This window comes from Devosia sp. LjRoot16 (genome assembly GCF_964252795.1).
GTDB lineage: Bacteria > Pseudomonadota > Alphaproteobacteria > Rhizobiales > Devosiaceae > Devosia_A.
In genome coordinates, this window is sequence record NZ_CAXUPH020000004.1 from 335,581 (window position 1) to 354,537 (window position 18,957).

At 65.2% G+C, this 18,957-nt stretch carries 19 protein-coding genes; 12 read left to right on the forward strand and 7 right to left on the reverse strand.

Annotated elements, in window-relative coordinates:
* Nucleotides 1-196 precede the first annotated feature (196 nt).
* The 6 genes from ACSQ23_RS19590 to ACSQ23_RS19615 all read left to right on the forward strand — a co-directional run bounded on the left by ACSQ23_RS19590 (nt 197) and on the right by ACSQ23_RS19615 (nt 6,295).
* On the forward strand, nt 197-1,198 hold the full coding sequence (locus ACSQ23_RS19590) for an ABC transporter substrate-binding protein (protein WP_055885147.1): 1,002 nt from the start codon (nt 197-199) through the stop codon (nt 1,196-1,198).
* A 138-nt stretch (nt 1,199-1,336) separates the two neighbouring features.
* Complete coding sequence (locus ACSQ23_RS19595) at nt 1,337-2,101, forward strand: ABC transporter ATP-binding protein (protein WP_436091789.1); 765 nt, start codon at nt 1,337-1,339, stop codon at nt 2,099-2,101.
* Nucleotides 2,098-2,964: an ABC transporter permease gene (locus ACSQ23_RS19600; protein ID WP_407065063.1), complete on the forward strand. Its 867-nt coding sequence runs from the start codon at nt 2,098-2,100 to the stop codon at nt 2,962-2,964. Before ACSQ23_RS19595 ends, ACSQ23_RS19600 begins: the two co-directional genes overlap by 4 nt.
* A 2-nt stretch (nt 2,965-2,966) precedes the next feature.
* Nucleotides 2,967-4,283, forward strand: coding sequence for a cytosine deaminase (locus tag ACSQ23_RS19605; RefSeq protein ID WP_436091599.1), 1,317 nt, complete (start codon nt 2,967-2,969; stop codon nt 4,281-4,283).
* The gene (locus ACSQ23_RS19610) at nt 4,284-5,696 is read left to right on the forward strand and encodes an FAD-binding oxidoreductase (protein WP_436091790.1); all 1,413 of its coding nucleotides are present in this window, start codon (nt 4,284-4,286) and stop codon (nt 5,694-5,696) included. It begins immediately after the preceding gene.
* Complete coding sequence (locus ACSQ23_RS19615) at nt 5,693-6,295, forward strand: NAD(P)H-dependent oxidoreductase (RefSeq protein ID WP_436091600.1); 603 nt, start codon at nt 5,693-5,695, stop codon at nt 6,293-6,295. The genes ACSQ23_RS19610 and ACSQ23_RS19615 overlap by 4 nt, the downstream gene beginning before the upstream one ends.
* A gap of 211 nt (nt 6,296-6,506) precedes the next feature.
* Here the strand turns inward: ACSQ23_RS19615 and ACSQ23_RS19620 are convergent, their stop codons facing one another.
* Both ACSQ23_RS19620 and ACSQ23_RS19625 read right to left on the reverse strand, forming a co-directional pair.
* The gene (locus ACSQ23_RS19620) at nt 6,507-7,451 is read right to left on the reverse strand and encodes a cell wall hydrolase (protein WP_436091601.1); all 945 of its coding nucleotides are present in this window, start codon (nt 7,449-7,451) and stop codon (nt 6,507-6,509) included.
* A 313-nt stretch (nt 7,452-7,764) separates the two neighbouring features.
* Nucleotides 7,765-10,005 (reverse strand): putative PEP-binding protein, encoded by a 2,241-nt coding sequence (locus tag ACSQ23_RS19625; protein WP_055885133.1) that lies wholly within the window; start codon nt 10,003-10,005, stop codon nt 7,765-7,767.
* Between the two features lie 170 nt (nt 10,006-10,175).
* Between ACSQ23_RS19625 and ispH the strand changes: the two genes are divergently transcribed.
* The 5 genes from ispH (at nt 10,176) to ACSQ23_RS19650 (ending at nt 13,493) form a co-directional block, all read left to right on the forward strand.
* Entirely contained in the window at nt 10,176-11,138 is a 963-nt protein-coding gene (ispH, locus tag ACSQ23_RS19630; RefSeq protein WP_436091602.1) for a 4-hydroxy-3-methylbut-2-enyl diphosphate reductase, read from the forward strand.
* Nucleotides 11,135-11,659: a GNAT family N-acetyltransferase gene (locus tag ACSQ23_RS19635; RefSeq protein WP_436091603.1), complete on the forward strand. Its 525-nt coding sequence runs from the start codon at nt 11,135-11,137 to the stop codon at nt 11,657-11,659. The genes ispH and ACSQ23_RS19635 overlap by 4 nt, the downstream gene beginning before the upstream one ends.
* Nucleotides 11,656-12,129, forward strand: coding sequence for a ribonuclease HI (rnhA, locus tag ACSQ23_RS19640; RefSeq protein ID WP_055885123.1), 474 nt, complete (start codon nt 11,656-11,658; stop codon nt 12,127-12,129). The genes ACSQ23_RS19635 and rnhA overlap by 4 nt, the downstream gene beginning before the upstream one ends.
* A gap of 149 nt (nt 12,130-12,278) precedes the next feature.
* Nucleotides 12,279-12,605: a hypothetical protein gene (locus tag ACSQ23_RS19645; protein ID WP_436091604.1), complete on the forward strand. Its 327-nt coding sequence runs from the start codon at nt 12,279-12,281 to the stop codon at nt 12,603-12,605.
* A 111-nt stretch (nt 12,606-12,716) separates the two neighbouring features.
* Entirely contained in the window at nt 12,717-13,493 is a 777-nt protein-coding gene (locus ACSQ23_RS19650; RefSeq protein WP_436091605.1) for a hypothetical protein, read from the forward strand.
* A 239-nt stretch (nt 13,494-13,732) separates the two neighbouring features.
* Here the strand turns inward: ACSQ23_RS19650 and ACSQ23_RS19655 are convergent, their stop codons facing one another.
* From ACSQ23_RS19655 to ACSQ23_RS19675, 5 genes are all read right to left on the reverse strand, one after another.
* Nucleotides 13,733-14,659: a glycine--tRNA ligase subunit alpha gene (locus ACSQ23_RS19655; protein ID WP_055885117.1), complete on the reverse strand. Its 927-nt coding sequence runs from the start codon at nt 14,657-14,659 to the stop codon at nt 13,733-13,735.
* A gap of 70 nt (nt 14,660-14,729) precedes the next feature.
* A complete protein-coding gene (locus tag ACSQ23_RS19660) occupies nt 14,730-15,923 on the reverse strand; it encodes a low temperature requirement protein A (protein WP_436091606.1) in 1,194 nt (397 codons plus the stop codon).
* Between the two features lie 61 nt (nt 15,924-15,984).
* Nucleotides 15,985-16,203: a hypothetical protein gene (locus ACSQ23_RS19665; RefSeq protein ID WP_436091607.1), complete on the reverse strand. Its 219-nt coding sequence runs from the start codon at nt 16,201-16,203 to the stop codon at nt 15,985-15,987.
* Nucleotides 16,204-16,206: 3 nt separating this feature from the next.
* On the reverse strand, nt 16,207-17,031 hold the full coding sequence (locus tag ACSQ23_RS19670; protein WP_436091608.1) for a S49 family peptidase: 825 nt from the start codon (nt 17,029-17,031) through the stop codon (nt 16,207-16,209).
* A 48-nt stretch (nt 17,032-17,079) separates the two neighbouring features.
* Nucleotides 17,080-17,862, reverse strand: coding sequence for a tRNA1(Val) (adenine(37)-N6)-methyltransferase (locus ACSQ23_RS19675; RefSeq protein WP_436091609.1), 783 nt, complete (start codon nt 17,860-17,862; stop codon nt 17,080-17,082).
* Between the two features lie 70 nt (nt 17,863-17,932).
* Between ACSQ23_RS19675 and ACSQ23_RS19680 the strand changes: the two genes are divergently transcribed.
* Nucleotides 17,933-18,952, forward strand: a complete 1,020-nt coding sequence (locus tag ACSQ23_RS19680) for a polyprenyl synthetase family protein (RefSeq protein WP_436091610.1) — start codon at nt 17,933-17,935, stop codon at nt 18,950-18,952.
* Nucleotides 18,953-18,957 lie beyond the last annotated feature (5 nt).

Genomic DNA, 18,957 nt, shown 5'->3' on the forward strand with positions numbered 1-18,957 from the left:
AAACGACAGCGAATGTAAGCCCCATTCTGAACCGTATTGCCTATTCCAGCGGCACTTCGCTGAATGGCGCAATTTTGGGCTTTTCTTTTGCAATCCGGCGCGGAATGAATGGTTCGTGTGCCCTCGGGCACGGAAGTTTGCCTAACGGCCGGGCGGGGGACAAGCCCCGGCGGATACCTTAACAGGGAGACTAACGATGATCGACTTCACCAAGCTCATTTCCGCTGGCGTGGTAACGCTAGCATTGGGCATGGGCGGCGCCATGGCGCAGGACAAGGTAACCTTCGGCACCAACTGGCTAGCCCAGGCGGAGCACGGCGGCTACTACCAGGCCGTGGCTGATGGCACCTATGCCAAATACGGCCTCGATGTCACCATCGCGCAGGGCGGCCCGCAGGCGCCGATGCGCCCGCAGCTGGTGGCCGGGCAGATCCAGTTCTACATGGGCGGCACCACCACCGCGATCAACAGCGTCAAGGAAGGCATCCCGACGGTCACGCTGGCCGCGATCTTCCAGAAGGATCCGCAGATCCTGATTTCGCACCCGGGCAAGTACAAGACGTTCCCGGAGCTGGCCGGCGCCAGCAAGTACATCCTCGCGGCCGACGCGCTGTCATCCTACTTCCTGTGGATGAAGGCGACCTGGCCGGAGTTCGTCGAGGAAAAGTATGAGCCGTACCAGTTCAACCCGGCCTCGTTCCTTGCCGACGAAGGCGCTATCCAGCAGGGCTACCTGACCTCGGAGCCCTACTCGATCGAGAAGGAAGCCGGTTTCGCGCCGGACGTCTGGCTGCTGGCCGACCAGGGCTATGCTCCCTATTCGACCACGATTGAGACCATGAAGCCCTGGTTCGACGCCAACAAGGACGTCGCCAAGCGCTTCGTCGAGGCCTCGATCATCGGCTGGTACAATTACCTCTACGGTGACAACGCTGCCGGCAACGCCCTGATCAAGGCCGACAATCCTGAGATGACCGACGAGCAGATCGCCTATTCCATCGCCAAGATGAAGGAATACGGGATCCTGATCTCGGGCGACGCTGAGACCAAGGGCATCGGCTGCATGACCGACGCCCGCTGGAAGGCCTACTACGACGAGGGCGTGAAGGTTGGCCTCTACGAAGCCGGCATCGACTATACACAAGCTTTCACGACCGAGCTGGTTTGCCAGGGCCTCGGCGTAGACCTCGTGAAATAACACGGCTATTCGAGCCATCGGCGTCGGCGATTCCGCCGGCGCCGTTCCGACCCTAACCTGGGCGTGCTTTCATTGACTGATACCACTCTCGCCGCTGCGCCGGCCACCGACACCGCTCCGGGCCGCGTCCTGGTCTCGATGCGCAATGTCTCGAAACTGTTCTCGAATGGCACTCTTGCCCTCAAGGACATGACGCTGAATGTACAGCGCGGCGAGTTCCTGTCGCTGCTAGGCCCCTCGGGCTGCGGCAAATCGACGGCGCTCCGCATCATCGCCGGCCTCGGCGAGCCCTCCACCGGCAGCATCGACTGGCCATCGAGCCAGCTCGACAGCCGCGGCAAGCCCAAGGGCGATATCGGCTTTGTGTTCCAGGAACCGACGCTGATGCCGTGGGCTACGGTGTTCAGCAACGTCTACCTGCCGCTGCGCCTCAACGGCGTATCGAAATCAGAGGCGCGCCCGCGCATCATGGACGTGCTGGCTTCGGTCGGCCTCGCCGATTTCCACAAAGCCTATCCGCGCGAACTGTCCGGCGGCATGAAGATGCGCGTCTCGATCGCCCGCGCCCTGGTCACCAAACCCAAGCTCCTGCTGATGGACGAGCCCTTCGCTGCGCTCGACGAAATCACCCGGCAGAAGCTCAACGACGACGTGCTGCGCCTCTGGCGCGACAGCGGCATCACCGTGATCTTCGTCACCCACTCGGTGTTCGAAAGCGCCTTCCTCTCCAACCGCATCGTCGTCATGCGCGCCCGCCCCGGTCAGGTCTATTCCGACCTGCCGATCAAGACCTCGCTGACGCGCGACTCCCACTACCGCACCTCAGAGGAGTATCGCGCCACCACCGACACGGTGTCGCGCGCCCTGCAGGAAGCCATCGAGATCGGAGCGGCCGGCAAATGAGCGACGCTGCAACCGCAATCAAATCCTCCGAAGCCGGCACCGACAGTGCCGTCGCCATCGTTGCCAGCCGGACCAGCATGACCGAGCGCATCCTGCGCGTCGTCATCCCAGTTGCCATGGTGGCGCTGGCGATCGGGCTCTGGCAGCTCCACATCACCGTCAACAACGTGCCGCATTACATCATGCCGGCGCCGCTCACCGTCGTGACCACGCTCTTTACCGACTGGCCGACGCTCTATCCGTCGCTGCTGGTCACGCTGAGAGTTACGCTGCTGGCGCTCGCTCTGGCGCTCATCGGCGGGGTTGGGCTCGCGATCATCCTTGTCCAGTCCAAATGGATCGAACTGGCGATCTTCCCGTTCGCAGTGATCCTGCAGGTGACGCCGATGATCGCCATCGCGCCGCTGCTGATCATCTACATCAAGGACCCGCAGACGGTTCTTTTGACCTGCGCGTTCATCGTCGCGTTCTTCCCGATCCTCTCCAACATGGTGGCGGGGCTGAAGAGCGTCGATCACAACCTGCTCAACCTGTTCGAGCTCAACGGCGCCAGCCGCTGGCAGACGCTTATCTACCTCAAGCTCCCCTCGTCCCTGCCCTATTTCGCGGCAGCCCTGCGCATCGGCGGCGGGCTGTCATTGATTGCGGCGGTGGTCGCCGAGTTCGCAGTAGGCTCGGCTGGTCGCGGTTCGGGCCTTGCCTTCCGCCTGCTGGAATCGGGCTATCGCCTCAACTACCCGCGCCTCTACGCCGCGCTGGTGCTGTTGATGATCACCGGCGTCGCCATCTTCGCCCTCACCAGCCTGATCTCCTGGCTGCTGCTCCACCGCTGGCACGAGAGCGCGTTGAAGCGGGAGAATTGAGCTTGCACGGCACCCCTGCCCTATCGACCGGTACTGTAACGCTACGCAACGCCCGGATCCCGAGCGCGGCGCGCGGCAAGGTCGGTAGCGGCGAGGTGGAGAGTGTCGACATCGAGATCGCCGATGGCCGCATCGTCTCCATTCGTCCGGCCGGCTCGGCGCCCATCGACGGCCCGAGCCACGATCTCGATGCCGGGCTGATCCTGCCGGCCTTTGTCGATATCCACACCCATCTCGACAAAGGCCATATCTGGCCGCGCAAACCTAACCCGGACGGGACCTGGCTCGGCGCGTTGCTCGCCGTCGGGGCCGATCGCGAGCGCAACTGGGCCGCCGCCGATGTCGAGCGCCGCTTCGATTTCGCACTGCGCTGCGCCTATGCACACGGCACTGCGGCGATCCGCACGCATCTCGACAGCGCGCCGCCGCAGCACGAGATCAGCTGGGCGCTGTTCGAAGAGATGCGCAGGCGCTGGGCTGGCCGTATCGAGTTGCAGGCCGTCTCCATTGTCGGGCCGGACACGCTGGTCAACCCCGGCGAGCTCGATGCCGTGGCGCAGCAGGTCAAAGCCTCGGGCGGCATCCTTGGCGGCTCGGTCGCCGAATATGCGCGTTCGAGGGAAGCCATGCTGCGGGTGGTCGAGAAGGCCGGCGAGCTTGGCCTCGATCTCGATCTCCATACCGATGAAACAGGCGACCCGACGGCGCACGCCCTGCTGCATCTCGCCGAGGCGGTGCTGGAAACTGGCTTTACCGGCAAGGTGATGGCCGGCCATTGCTGCGTCCTCACCGTGCAGGATGAGCGCACCCAGCGGCTGACCATCGACAAGGCGGTCGAAGCCGGCATCGCCATCGTCTCGCTGCCGATGTGCAACATTTACCTGCAGGACCGGGTCAACGGAAACGGTACCGTGCGCACCCCGATCCGCCGCGGCGCCACGCTGCTCAACGAATTCAAGGCGGCCGGCGCGGTCGTCGCCATCGCCTCGGACAATACCCGCGACCCCTTCTATGCCTATGGCGACCTCGACGGCGTCGAGGTGCTGCGCGAGGGCGCGCGGATCCTGCAGTTCGACCACCCGCAGGACCAGGCCTGGGACTGGGTGCGCGCCGTCGGTTCGGCCCCGGCGACGCATGCCGGCTTTACCTACAAAGCGGTGATCGAAGTCGGCGCGCCGGCCGATCTGGTGCTGTTCCGGGCGCGCAGCTGGACCGAGCTCAATGCCCGCCCACAACATGACCGCATCGTGCTGCGCGCCGGCAAGGCGATCGATCCTAGCCTTCCCGATTATCGCGAACTCGACGACCTGATGGAGTAACTGATGGACATCTCTCAATTTCGCGCCGCTCTCGGCGACATTCCGGTCGAAGACAACCCGCGCATCGTGCAGCAGAAGAGCCGCGACCATTACTGGTATTCGCCGCGCCTGAAGCAGCAGCTCGAAGGGGTCACCGCCGAGATCGTGGTCTCGCCGCGGTCAGTCGACGAAGTGGTCACCGTGCTGCGCGAGGCCTTCAAATACGACGTGCCGGTGACCCCGCGTGGCGCCGGCACCGGCAATTACGGCCAGGCGATGCCGCTCTCGGGTGGCGCCATGCTCAACCTGATGAACCTCAACAAGGTGATCAAGATCGAGCAGGACCGGGTGCGCGCCGAAGCTGGCGTCATCCTCGAGCAGCTCGACGAGCAAACCATCCACGCGGTCAACGGCGAGCTGCGCTTCCATCCTTCGACCTATCGCATGGCCTCGCTCGGCGGCTTCATCGCCGGTGGTTCGGGCGGCGTCGGCTCGATCCGCTGGGGCGGCTTGCGCAATTTCGGCAACATCCTGGGGCTGAAGGTCGTCACCTGCGAGGCCGAGCCGCGCGTCCTCGACCTGCGCGGTCCCGACATTCTCAAGGTGGCGCACGCCTACGGCACTAACGGCATCATCGTCGAGGCCGAGATGCCGCTGACCGCGCATTACGACTGGGTCGACATGATGGTCGGCTTCGATTCGATCATCGATGCCTGCGCCTTCGCCGAGCAGGTGGCGCTGCAGGATGGCCTGCTCTGCAAGGAAATCTCACCGGTCGCAGCGCCGGTGGCGCACGACTATTTCAACCGGCACCGCCCCTATATCCGCAACCGCGAGCAGTCCGTGGTGCTGCTGATGGCAGCCCCGGCGGCGGTCCCGGCGCTGGTTGATTTCGTCGCCTTCCACGAGGGTGATCTGCTCTATCGCGCCGATACGCTGACGCCCGAGGAAAAGGCCAAGCTGCCACCGATCTACGAGCTCGCCTGGAACCACACCACGCTGCGCGGGCTGAAGATCGATCCGACCATCACCTACCTCCAGACCCAGTACCCCGACCTCGCACATGTGAAGTGGGCGGTCGACACGTTCGGCGACGAGCTGCCGATGCATATCGAGATGACCCGCTTCGACGGCCGCGTGGTGTTCTCGGGCCTGCCGATCGTCCGCTACACTTCGGAAGAACGGCTCGAGGAGATCATCCGGCTGCACGAGGAGAATGGCTGCCTCGTCTTCAACCCGCACCGCTACACCCTCGAGGAAGGCGGCATGAAGCGAACCGACCGGGCGCAGCTGCAGTTCAAGAAGGAAGCCGACCCCAAAGGCATCCTCAACCCCGGCAAGATGATCGCCTGGGACGATCCGGATTTCGATTTCGAATCCGGCCGCACCTGGCTGTTCACCGGCCTCTACACGCTCGGCGGCGCGGCCGAATGAAGGTCCTCGTCGTCCACGCTCACCCGGTCGAAACCAGCTACAACCGCGCGCTGTTCCACGCGGTGTGCGAAGCGTTGCGGGCCAAGGGCGACGAGGTCGATGCGCTCAACCTCTACGAAGAGGATTTCCAGGCCGCGATGAGCCGCGCCGAACGGCTCGAGTATCACGACGTGCCGGGGAACCTCACGCCGATCATCAAGCCCTATGTCGATCGGCTGCGCGCCTGTGAGAAGATCGTCTTCGTCCACCCGGTGTGGAACTATGGCTATCCGGCTATTCTCAAGGGCTTTTTCGACCGGATCTTCCTGCCGGGCGTCGCCTTCGTCCTCGAAGGCGGCGATGCGCCGGACAAGGGCAAGCTGATCCCGGGGATGAAGAACATCAGGAAGGTCGCTTACGTCACCACCTATGGCGGCGATCGCTTCCGCACCATGATCATGGGCGACCCGCCGCGCCGCCTCGCCAGGCGCTGGGCCTGGGCCACCTTCGGCACCCTGATGCCGCCGACCTACCTGGCGCTCTACGACATGAACAACCAGACCGAGGCTGGGTTGAAGGGGTTCATCGACAAGGTGAAGCGGAAGATGGCGACGTTCTGAGGGACGCCGCACCCAGCCGCGTGGTTGGGTAGCCAGCCTGCCTGGCCCCGATGTCACCCCATCCACCGGGTGTCGTCCCAGCGAAAGCTGGGACCCAACTCGCCACAGCGCAAGCGGATGCTTGGGTCCCAGCTTTCGCTGGGATGACATCGAGTTTGGGGGCTTTCCAGGTGGTCCAAAACCGAAGGACCTTACCTGCTACAACTACTTATCAGCCGAACTTCCAGCCGCGCTTGAACTGGTAGAAGACGTGCATGCCGATCTTCACGTTCTTCTTCATGCGCGGCGCCCAGTGCGGGTAGACGTAGGTGGCGTGGTAGTGGGTCGAGTAGCCGACTTCGGTCAGGTATTCCTTGCCCGAGATCACGTCCTTGGCGATCGCCATGGCCTGCTTCCACGACTTGTCGTCGTTGATCTTTTCCGGGATGCCGTCGCAGGCGAAGGAGAACTGGCAGGCGTTGCGCTTACTCTGGTTCTGGAACACCACGCCGCAGATGGTGTCGGGGTAGAGTTTATGGGCAACGCGGTTCATCACCACCTGCCCCACTGCCACCTGGCCGCGATAGCTCTCGCCGCGGGATTCGAAGTAGATGGCCGTGGCCATGCACCAGACTTCCTTGTCGGAAACCTTCTTGCCCGACTTGTTCAACACCGAACCGTCGAACACCGTTGCCGGCAAGTCGGCGCGCGCATAGGCGAGCTTCTGCGACATGGTGTGCGGCATCGGCACATCGCTGCCGGTACCGGCAAGCCCCTCGATGGCGTCGAGCGCCGGCGAGGTCCAGGCGGGGTTCAGGGCGGCGACGGCGACCGGCATATCCTTGGGCAGCTTGGTGTCGCTCTTGGTCAGGTCCGAGAGGTCCGCCTTCGCTGTCTCAACTGTCTCCGGCGTAACCCCCTTGGGGTTGCGGGCGGCGGCGATTTTGGCGCGGATATCGGCAAAGCTGGCGGTTAGTTCGGCCAGCTCCACGGTGGGGCGGGCGCGATCCTGCTTGATGGCGCGGTTGGCGCCGACGAAGCTTTGCGACAGGAAAATGTTGTCGATCGAACCGGTGATGATCACATCGGTGCCGGAACGACTGAGGGTCGGCCGCGTTAAGCTGGCCTCGTATGCCGAAAGCGACCCGCCATCGGGGGCGTGTGCAGCGCCGGTCAAGCCGGCGACTGCGAAAACTGCGAGCGCGAAACCTGCGCATGTCTTGAGCACGGCGAGCTCATTGCGAGCCCGACGCGTCGGGGTGGTCCGGTACTGGGCCATCAGAACGCTTTACTATCCACGCGAACGCAACAAACGACGCGCCGGCAATCTAGATAAACTGTGACGCAAATGCCGGCTTTCGCGATAATGCGGGTTTAGGGTTAGCCGACCGTAAACAGGGGAAATTTGGCGTCAGGACGGGCCTGAGATGGCCTAGGCTGGGCCATATGCAGGCGAAATGGGGCAGCCAGGTTGACTTAAATGCCGCCCGTCACTGCGCCAAAGTCAGCCGCGCCACCGGCACCCGATAGGGCGAGCAGCTGACGTAATCCACGTCGAGCCTTGAGAAAAACCACAGCGAGGCCGGGTCGCCGGCATGCTCGCCGCAGATGCCGATCTTCAAGTTCGGGTTGGCCCGCTTGCCGCGCTCGATGGCGATGGTGATCATTTCGCCGACGCCCTTCTGGTCCAGCGTCACGAACGGATCGAGGTCGTAAAGCCCCTTGCGCTGGTAGGCCGAGAGGAAGGCCGGGGCATCGTCGCGGCTGATGCCATAGGTGGTCTGAGTCAGGTCGTTGGTGCCGAACGAGAAGAAGTCGACATGCTCGGCGATGTCCCCGGCCCTGAGGGCGGCGCGGGGCAACTCGATCATGGTGCCGAAAGCGAAGCGTTCCCGCGCTGCCGGCGGCAGGCCGGCCTGCTCGACGATGGCATAGGTCTGGCGCTTGACCTCCACCACCTCTGAGACGGTCGAGACGAACGGCACCATCACTTCGAGCGTCACCGGTTCCGATTGCCGGGCGGATGCCGCCCGCACCCCGGCGCACAGCGCCTCGATCTGCATCTTGAGGATTTCGGGATAGGTGATGGCGAGCCGCACGCCGCGATGGCCCAGCATCGGATTGATCTCGGCGATGCGGTCGAGCCGCAGCTTCAGCGCCCGGACCTCGAGACCGAGCGACTGAGCCGTCTCGTCGATGTCCTCGTCGGTGCGCGGCAGGAACTCGTGCAGCGGCGGATCGAACAGCCGCACCGTCACCGGCCGGCCCTGCATCGCCATGAAGATCGCCGAATAGTCCTCGGTCTGGAAGTCGACGAGCCCGGTCAGCGCTTTGGCGCGATCGTCGGCATCCTCCGAGAGGATCAGCCGGCGCAGCGCCACGAGGCGCTCGCGCGAGAAGAACATGTGCTCGGAACGCGCGAGGCCGATACCCTCTGCCCCAAAACTCAGCGCGGTGTTCACCGCCTCGACGGTCTCGGCGTTGGCCCTCACCTTGATCCGGCGCGAGGCGTCCGACCAGCCGAGGAGCTTGCCCATGGCGCCGCCGATATGCGGCTGGGCCAGCGGCAGCGCACCGAGATAGACCGAGCCGTCGGTACCATCGATGGTGATGCGATCGCCCTGCCGGAACTCCCGCGAGCCGATCCGGCAGGTCAGCTCGGCGAGGTTGACGCTGAGCGTCCGCACCCCGGCGACACAGGGCTTGCCGGTGATGCGAGCCACGACGCCGGCATGGCTGGTCATGCCACCACGCGCCGTCAGGATGCCGGTTGCCGCCTTCATCCCCTCGATGTCGGTGGGGCCGGTTTCGGTGACGACAAGGATGCAGTGGCGCCCGCGCGCCTTCATGCGCGCCGCATCCTCGGAGTTGAAGACGATGACGCCGCTCGCCGCGCCCGGCGAGACGCCGAGGCCATTGGCGAGCACGGTGGCGCTTTCCGGCGAGCGCAGCCGCGGGTGCAGCATCTGCTGCAGGCGGGCCGGATCGATATGGGTCACCGCCTCGCGCTGCGTCCAGCGTCCGCGCGCCACGCGATCGACGGCGGCCTCCAGTTCGGCAGCCGCCGAAGCCGGCGCGGCGCGGGCCGAGAGCAGACGGATAGTGTCACCCTCGACGGAGACGAGACAGCTCAGATGCTGGCCGGCCGCCGCATCGAGCAGATCGACGAAGGCGGTGGCCGAAGCCGGCAGCGGGCCGAATGGCGTGCCGTTCACCGGCGCCGGACCCAGCGCGCCAGTCTGGGCGTCGCGGGTCAGGAACTGCCGGACATCGCCATCTGCCATCGCCTGGATGATGACGATCTGGCGCTCCGGCCGCGGATCGAAGCTGGCGTAGGAGGCAAACGCGTCGGAGATCGCCCGCGCCAGCGGCCGAGCCGGATCGACCGACTCAGCCTCGTTGGCAGGCGGGCTCAGCCCGGGCCGGGCCGGCATCAGCCCAGCGCTATGCGCGGCGCTCGAGGTGCGCACCACCAGGGCCGGCGGGCGCCCGTTGCGACCAACCAGCCGGAACAGCGTCGCCACCCAGTGGACCCGCAGCCGGTCATCATGCGCCTTGCGCTCTTCCTGCAGCGCATTCCAGGCGGCGCGGCTGATCACAATGGTTGGGGCGACGGGTAGCCCGGCATTGGCGGCGCGGCTCAGCCACAGCGCCTTGCCGACCAACAACCCATCCTGGATGGCGGAAAGGTTCGCCTTGCCCGTGGCGGGCGCGATCGCGAACATTTCCATTGCGAGGGTCACCTGGACACCTTCCGACCAACTTTAGCGAAACATATTGCCGTTCAGGCCGTTGCGCCGCAACTGCACACTTCAGACCCCGCCTGGGATCGCGTGCCGTACGCTTTGGTCGCGGCGCTCACAGCTTGACTTGCCCGGTCATTGAACGCATCTGCTCTCCTATGCAAACAAGGCCGCACTTGGACATTACGCTGTGTGCGCCGCGCGGATTCTGCGCCGGCGTCGATCGCGCCATTCAGATCGTCGAGCTGGCGCTAGAGCGCTACGGCGCGCCGGTCTATGTGCGCCATGCGATCGTGCACAACAAATACGTGGTCGACGGGCTGAAGCAGAAGGGCGCGGTGTTCGTCGAAGAGCTCGACGAGATCCCCGATACCGGCGCTCCGGTGGTGTTTTCGGCGCATGGCGTGCCGAAGTCGGTGCCGGCCGGCGCCAAGGCGCGCAATATGTTCTTCCTCGATGCGACGTGTCCGCTGGTGTCGAAGGTGCATATCGAGGCCAACCGACATCACAATGAGGGCCGCGAGATCGTGCTGATCGGCCATGCCGGGCATGTCGAAGTGATCGGCACTATGGGCCAGCTGGTCGATGGCGCCATCACGCTGATCCAGACGGTCGAGGAAGCCGAGGCCTTTGTGCCGCGCGATCCGGAAAAGCTCGCCTATGTGACGCAGACGACGCTCAGCGTCGACGACACCTCGGCGATCGTCGACGTGCTGCGCCGCCGCTTCCCGGCGATCGCGCTGCCGCACAAGGAAGACATCTGCTACGCCACCACCAACCGCCAGGAAGCCGTGAAGCAGGTGGCGCCGCATGTCGACGCGATGATCGTGGTGGGTGCGCCCGAATCGTCCAACTCGGTCCGGCTGGTCGAAGTGGCGCAGCGCGTCGGCTGCGCCAATGCCTCGCTGGTCGAGCGCGCCGACAAGATCGACTGGAACCGCTTCGCAGGGATAAAGACGCTCGGCATCACCGCTGGCGCCTCAGCGCCCGAGACCCTGGTCGATGAAGTGATCGAGGCCTTCGCGCAGCGCTTCGATATCGCGGTCAGCGCCAGTGGCGAACAGCGCGAGCGCATCGTCTTCAACCTCCCCCGCGAACTCCGAGCCCAGCCTGCAGCATGACCGACCTGACGCTTCTCGAAACCGACCGGCTGGTGCTCTCCGGCTGGCGCGCCGACCAGATCGACGATCTCTACCGCCTGCATGGCGATCCGACCGTGGCGCGCTATCTCACCGGACATGGTCGGCCATGGACGGCCGAGGAGATGGACCAGGCGCTCGCCCACTGGATCGCCCTGTTCGAGCGGCAGAAGATGGGGAAGCTCCGGGTGACGCGAAAAGCTGACGGGGTGCTGGTGGGGCGTTGCGGCTTCGGTATCTACGGGGTCGAGGAAATCCCGGAGATCGGTTACTCGCTCTATCCGGAGTTCTGGGGCAATGGCTACGTCCTCGAGGCGGCCAGCGGGCTCAGGGATTGGTACTGGCGCGAGACCGACCGCGACCATTTCCTCGGCATGGCGGACGCGCGCAACGAGGCCTCGCTGAAGGTGCTGCGCAAGCTCGGCGGCGTCTACACCCACACCGGCGACAGCTACGGCCACCCCGATGTCGAGTTCTATCGCTACGACCGGCCGGCCGCATGAACTCGGTCATCATCCACACTGACGGCGCGTGCTCTGGTAATCCCGGCCCGGGGGGCTGGGGCGCCGTGCTGCAATACGGCGATACGGTCAAGGAGCTGAAGGGCGGCGCGCCGCTCACCACCAACAACCAGATGGAACTGACCGCTGCCATCGAGGCGCTGACGGCGCTGAAACGCCCGTGTGAGATCGAGCTCCACACCGACAGCAACTACGTCAAGGACGGGTTGACCAAGTGGATCCACGGCTGGAAGAAGAATGGCTGGCGCACCGCAGACAAGAAGCCGGTCAAGAATGTCGAACTGTGGCAGGCCCTCGACGCCGCCACGCAGCGCCACAAGATCAACTGGCACTGGGTCAAAGGCCATAACGGCGACGAAATGAACGAACGTGCCGACCAGCTCGCCAACGAGGGCATGGAGCCGTTCAAGGGTAAGCGTCGCAAGCCCGAAGGCCTGATGCCGCCGGTCTAGGCTTTCGCCCATCGCGCTGTGCCGAAACGGTAGTGGGTCCGACTCTGACCCCACCCACCGGAGATGACTCCGCGGTCGTGCCGTTCGCCCGTGAGATGACCGAGGCTGCGCACTTGCCTCCACGGCCCGCCGCGCCGATAATCCGCGCCATGCGCCCGCTCCTTGCTGCCGCCGCCCTTGTGCTTCTCGCTACTCCTGCCCTGGCGCAGTTTCCACCGCCGGGCGTGTATGAGTGCGTCAGCGAGAATGGCGCCAATCTCGGGGAACTCACGCTGTTCGTGGCAGGCGACTATTCGTTCAAGAATGTCGATGGCAACAGTGCGAGCGGCCAGGTTGCCTCCGCCGGGACCGACGTGAACCCGCTCTCTGGCCCACTCAAGGACATGCAGCTTATCGGTGTGTTCGGCACCGACGACACCGGCAAGACCACGTTCCGCTTCACCGGCGCCGATGGACTCGAAGTGACCTGCCAGTAGCGTCGCCAGCCTCAGTCCCCAGCTATTCGCGGGCGCAGCTTCCGCGACTCTTGCTGTTGCGCTAGCCTCACGCCCGGGTCGGCATTCAACATTGAGATATTGGGGCATTTCATGGGCGTTAGTCTGTTTGTACATTCGGTCCGCCTGGTGCTGGGCGATTGGCGCAATGCCCTGAAGATCACGGGGCTGCTCTACCTGATCTACGCCGTCCCGGCGCTGGTCTTTGCCCTGCTGTTTCCGACACCGGTGCAACCCGAGCAGGCCATGGCGGCGCTGGGCAGCGGCGGTTTCCTGGGCCTCATCACAGCCATCCTCGCCATCGTGGCGTTCGTCTGGGTGGCAGTGGCCTGGCACCGCTACGTGCTGCTCGACGAGATGCCTGCCGGCCAGTTTCCGGAGTTCAACAGCAGCCGGCTGCTGTCCTATGGCGGCTATTCGCTGCTGATCGGCCTGATCGGCTTCGTGCTGTCGTTCATCGTCTCGGCTGTGGTGGGGATCATCGCGATCCCGCTGCTGAACGTGGTCGGCGTCGTCCTCACCGGCCTGCTCGCTCTCGCGGCGGTGCTGATCATCGGCTACCGGCTCGCGCCGATCCTGCCCTCGATCGCCATCGGCAAACCGATCACCCTGCGGCAGGCCTGGGAGGCAACCAACAGCGCCAACGTACCGATCATTGTCCTGGCGGTGCTCTCGGCGGTTGCGGCGCTGGTCATCGACATCCCGGCCTTCATCTTCGCCATGGCCGGCCCGATCGGCGGCTTCCTCGCCGTGCTGTGGACGCTGGCCACCGGCTGGGTGAAAATGATCGTCGGCGTCAGCATCCTGACCACGCTTTACGGCCATTATATCGAAGGCCGCGCGATCCCGGCGGCGACAGCACAGGCCTGAGCCAGACGACGGGCCTAACGCATTCTTGGGAAAGCGCCTGTCCTCGCGCAGGCAGATCGCAGACTTTCACCTTGAAAGCGGATCAGACACGTCTGGCCGCTATCCGAGTGGGCTCTGCCCTTCCCCCAACCACGGTGTCACCCGGCCTTCACCGGGGTGACACTGGGGGTGTGAGGAAAGCTCGGTGCCCCTAGCTGATCAGACATTACCAAAGCACCGGGACCGGACAGTTCGTGGCGTTACTCCGCCCCGCCGCCCGCCGTCTGCAGCCAGGCGGCGCCGCATTCCTTGGCCAGCTCGCGGATCCTGAGGATGTAGCTCTGGCGCTCCTGCACCGAGATCACGCCGCGCGCGTCCAGCAGGTTGAAGTTGTGGCTGGCCTTGATGACCTGCTCATAGGCGGGGACCGCCATGGTCTGGCGATTGCCGTCGGCGCCCTTCTTCAGGATGGCGCGGCACTCTTCCTCGGCATCCCTGAAGTGCCGGAACAGCATCTCGGTATCGGCGGCCTCGAAGTTGTATTTCGAGAACTCCTGCTCGTTCTGCAGGAAGATATCGCCGTAGGTGACCTTGTCCTCGCCTTCGCGGCCATTGAAGTTGAGGTCGTAGACGTTCTCGACACCCTGCACATACATGGCGAGGCGCTCGAGGCCGTAGGTGATCTCGCCCGGCACGGGCTTGGTCTCGAAGCCGGCGACCTGCTGGAAATAGGTGAACTGGCTGACTTCCATGCCGTCGCACCAGCATTCCCAGCCGAGGCCCCAGGCGCCCAGCGTCGGGCTCTCCCAATCGTCTTCGACGAAGCGGATATCGTGCAGGCTGGAATCGAGACCGATCTCGGCCAGCGACTGCAGATAGAGCTCCTGGATATTGTCCGGCGACGGCTTCAGGATCACCTGGAACTGATAATAGTGCTGCAGCCGGTTGGGGTTCTCACCGTAGCGTCCATCCTTGGGGCGGCGCGAGGGCTGCACATAGGCGGCCTTCCAGGGCTTTGGCCCCAGGGCCCTGAGCGTCGTCGCGGTGTGGAACGTGCCGGCGCCCATCTGCATGTCGTATGGCTGCAGGATCACGCAACCCTGCTCCGCCCAGAAGCGCTGCAGCGTCAGGATCAGACCCTGGAACGAGTTCCTGGGGTCCATGTGGGCGGGCAAAGCGTCGGGCATCGGCTATATTCCGGGGTGCGAATGGCGGGCGGAACCTAGTTGGGCCAGCGCAGTGGGTCAATTCCGCAGTTCATTCGAGGTGATGTCGCGTCGCCACGGGATAGCGCTCGGGATGGCGCGCCAGCTCCACCGCCTCCCACACCGCGACCAGCACGACGATACCAGTGGTCAGCGAGGAGAGCAGCAGCGACGAGAGGCCTGTGGCGAACGGGTAGAGCGCGAGGACCGCCAGCAACCCACCGAAACGCGGCAGCGACCAGTGCCCGAACACGGCGAGCTTGAACAATGCCGCGCCGAGCAGGAACAAGGCCGGCCCGCCGATGAGCACCAGGATGGTCGCCGGCTCCAGGTGCCCCATCGGGTGCGCCAGCACGATTTCGTCGCCGACGGCCGAGACGACGATACCGGCAACCAGCAGGATCGGCACATAGGTGTAGGCCTGCCGCGCCACGCGGCCGGGATCGGACGAGTTGGAGATAGCCGCACTCGCGGCTTCCGCATGCTGGCCGAAGAATATCCACCACATGGCAATCGACTGCAGCAGCGACACGGTCATGGCGAGTACGACGTCCGGCGTCCAGGCGAGCTGGGTGAAGCCAACGCCGGTGACGAGGACCGACTCGCCGAGCGCGATCATCACGAACAGCCCGCTGCGCTCCGCCATGTGGCCGCCATCGACGTCCCAATCCCGGGTATCGGCGCGCCCGAGGCCTGGAACCCAGAAACCGAGCGCCGGCGAGACGCTGTCGAGTGCCACGGCGATCAGCCAGCAGATGAGCCGGGCTTCGCCGCCAGCCAGTCCACCGACTACCCACAAGGCAGCGGAGGCGGCGTACCAGATGATGATGCGGATGAAGTTGCGATAGAGCGTCGGCCGGGCTCGCACCGCCCAGAGCATGAAAGCGGTGCGGCCGAGCTGGAATACGGCGAAGGCGATGGCGAAGGCGAGGCCCCGATCGCCGAACGCCTCGGGCAGCGAGCTCGACATCACCAGCCCAATGCCCATCAGCACGAACAGCATCAGCCGGACCAGCGGCTTTTCGGGATCGAGCCAGTTGGTGATCCAGGCGGTGTCGATCCACGCCCACCAGATCGCCAACAGCAGGAGCGCCGCTTCGAGCGCACCGAGCCAGGTCAGGTGCTCGACCAGCGCGTGGGAAATCTGGGTGACGGCGATGACAAAGACGAGGTCGAAGAACAGCTCGACCGAGGTCACCTGCGCATGATGCTCCGAGCGCCGACTGCGCAGTAATGTGCCGACCATGCTCGCGACTCCAAAATCCGCGAGAAGGCTAGCGGCCGGCAGTGGGCTTGTCGTCGGTAATCTAGCGGCCGTCGTCCTCGGGCGGTCGGAACTTGCCGTCCTTGTCGCGCTTCAAAGTGATGACATCAGGTTGCTGGCGTTCGCGCAGGTCGCGCGCGTGGCGCTCCTTATCGAGCTGCTTGAACTGGCCGGTCCAATCCCGCCAGATCTTCCTGACCCCCCAGAGGATCAACAGGATGATCGCGCCAAAGATCAGGATGCGGAGCAGCGTGCCTGTCATCGCCTAGAGACCCAGCCGAGCCCAGACAGAGCGATCCTCGATGCTGGCGGCGATGTCGCCGGTCAGCGCCGCGAGGCCCACCCGCGGCAGCGTCAGCAGTCCGCGCTTGGGCGCAATCGGCAACAGCTCGACCTTGTCGCCGAAGCGGCTCTGTAGCACCTCATGCAGGTCGCCGAGGCCATCGACCAGGCCGAACTCGAGCCCCTTCACGCCGCTCCAGAACTCACCGGTGAACAGCTGATCGTCCGAGGCCTTCAGGCGCTCGCCGCGGCGCTGCTTCACCCAGTCGATGAAGACCTGGTGGATCTCGCTTTCCATCTGCTTGATCCGTTCCACGTCCTCCGGTTTCTCGGGCAGGAACGGATCGAGCGTCGACTTGTTGCGGCCGGCAGTGTGAACGCGGCGGTCGACGCCCACCTTCTTCAGGGTTTCGACGAAACCGAAACTGGCGAAGATCACCCCGATCGAGCCGACGATCGAGGAGGGGTCGGCGATGATCTCGTCACCGGCGGTGGCAATGAAATAACCGCCCGATGCCGCCGCGTCCTCGACGAACACCAGCACGGGCTTGTGGTGCTCGTCGGCGAGGTCGCGGATGCGCTTGGAGATCAGCCGCGACTGCACGGCCGAGCCACCCGGCGAGTTGATGATGATGGCAACCGCAGGGGCGGATTTCACGGCGAAGGCGCGCTTCAGCAGCGGCGCCACCGTCTCAATGTTCAGCCGACCCGGGCGCTGGTCCGCAGCGATCACGCCATGCAGGCGCACCACCGGGACGACCGGACCGGCCTGCCCCATCTTGCGCTTGATCCAGGACCGCAAACCCATGTGACGCCTCGCTTTTGACCGGGCACATGTATGTGCCCCGCGCCGGGATTACCAGATGAGGCGCGCGGTGCCGCGGAAGATGGCGTCGAACTCGGGGCGGAAGCCACGCCCCCCGGCTTCGTGCATCGCCCGCGCCGCCAGCAAGGCGAACGGCGCGCGCGAGCCCTTGATGCCACGGATCAGCACCCGGCTGGCCGCCTCGCCCTCGCGCGGCAGCAGGGGCAACACAGCGACGGCGCCGAAGCGCTGGGTGAACGCCGCCAAAAGCAGCGGCAGCGCCTCGGCGACGTGGATGAAGATTACCTCGCCGCCCGGCGCGGCGTGGGTCGCCGCGGTCTTCACCCATTTGTCGAGCGCAGCATCATCCATGTGCCGCGCGCCAGCCCGGGCGCGGGTCGGCGCGGAGCCTCGCGCTGGATCGAAGAAGGGCGGGTTGGCGATGACGGTGCTGAAATGGTCGGCGGCAAGCCCCGCAGCGGCCCGCAGCCGGCCGGGCGCCGTCAGGTCGAGCGTCAGCACCCTGGCGCGCTCGGCCATGCCGTTGCCGTGAGCATTGAGGCCGGCCAGCGCGGCCATCCCCGGATCGGCTTCCAGCAGCGTCGCGTGGAGCTGCGGCAGGTCGGCCATGGCCACCAGTGACGCAGTACCAGCCCCGGCCCCAAGGTCGAGCAGGCTATGCGCATTGGCACGTACGGCGGCCCCGAGCAGCACCGAGTCCAACCCGGCTCGAAACCCTTTTTCCGGCTGCGACACGGTGAGGCGGCCACCCAAAAAGGCGTCGCGCGTCAGCGTTTGTTGTTTTACAAGATCAGTGGCTTCGTCTAGGGACATCGCACCATCGCGACAGTTCGCAGGCGCCCGACTATAGGGTGCCGGATGCGTAGCTCAAACCGGGGATTTCATGGCTCTATCGGCTGCAGCGGCAAACGAGGCGATGACCAGCGCCGGCGCGCTCGACCGGCTGCTCGACGCGACCCGGCCGGGCATGGATCGGGTCAATGCGATGATCCTCGAAAGGGCCAGTTCGCATGTCGAGCTGGTGCCCGAGGTGGCGCGTTACCTGATCGATTCCGGCGGAAAGCGCCTGAGGCCGATGCTGACGATCGCGGCGGCCATGCTGTTCGGCAAGGCCAATGGCAGCGAGGTCAACTTCGCCGCCGCTGTCGAGTTCATGCACAATGCCACGCTGCTCCACGATGACGTGGTCGATGAGAGCGACATGCGCCGCGGTCGCGCCGCCGCACGCATGAAGTGGGGCAACCAGGCAAGCGTCCTGGTCGGCGACTTCCTGCTCGGGCAGGCCTTCATGATGATGGTCGATACCGGCAACATCGCCGCGCTCAAGGTGATCGCCGAGGCCGCGACCATCATCGCCGAGGGCGAAGTGCTGCAGCTCGCCAAGACCCGCGATCTCAGCGCCAGCGCCGCCGACTATGACGAAGTGATCGGCGCCAAGACCGCCAAGCTGTTTGAAGCGGCGACCGAAGTGGGTGCCATGGCCGGTGGCGCCGACGCCGTGGGCCGCGAGGCGCTCCACCGCTACGGCCGCGAGCTCGGTTTCGCCTTCCAGCTGGTCGACGACGTGCTCGACTATCGCGGCGAGGCCGGCACGCTCGGCAAGAATACCGGCGATGACCTGCGCGAGGGCAAGATGACCCTGCCGGTGATCCTCGCCCTGCAGCAGGCGACACCGGCCGAGCGCGAGATCATCGCCAAGACGCTGGGCTCTGTCGATGCCGGCGAAGCACAGCTCAAGCAGGTGGTGGCGATCTTCGAGCGCTACGACACACTAGGCCGCACCATCGAGCAGGCGTTTACCCACGCCCACCGCGCCCGCGAAGCGCTCAAGCCGCTGCCGCACGGCGAGATGAAGGCCCTGCTCGGCGACATCGCCGAGTTCACCGTCGCCCGCGCGTACTAGTACTT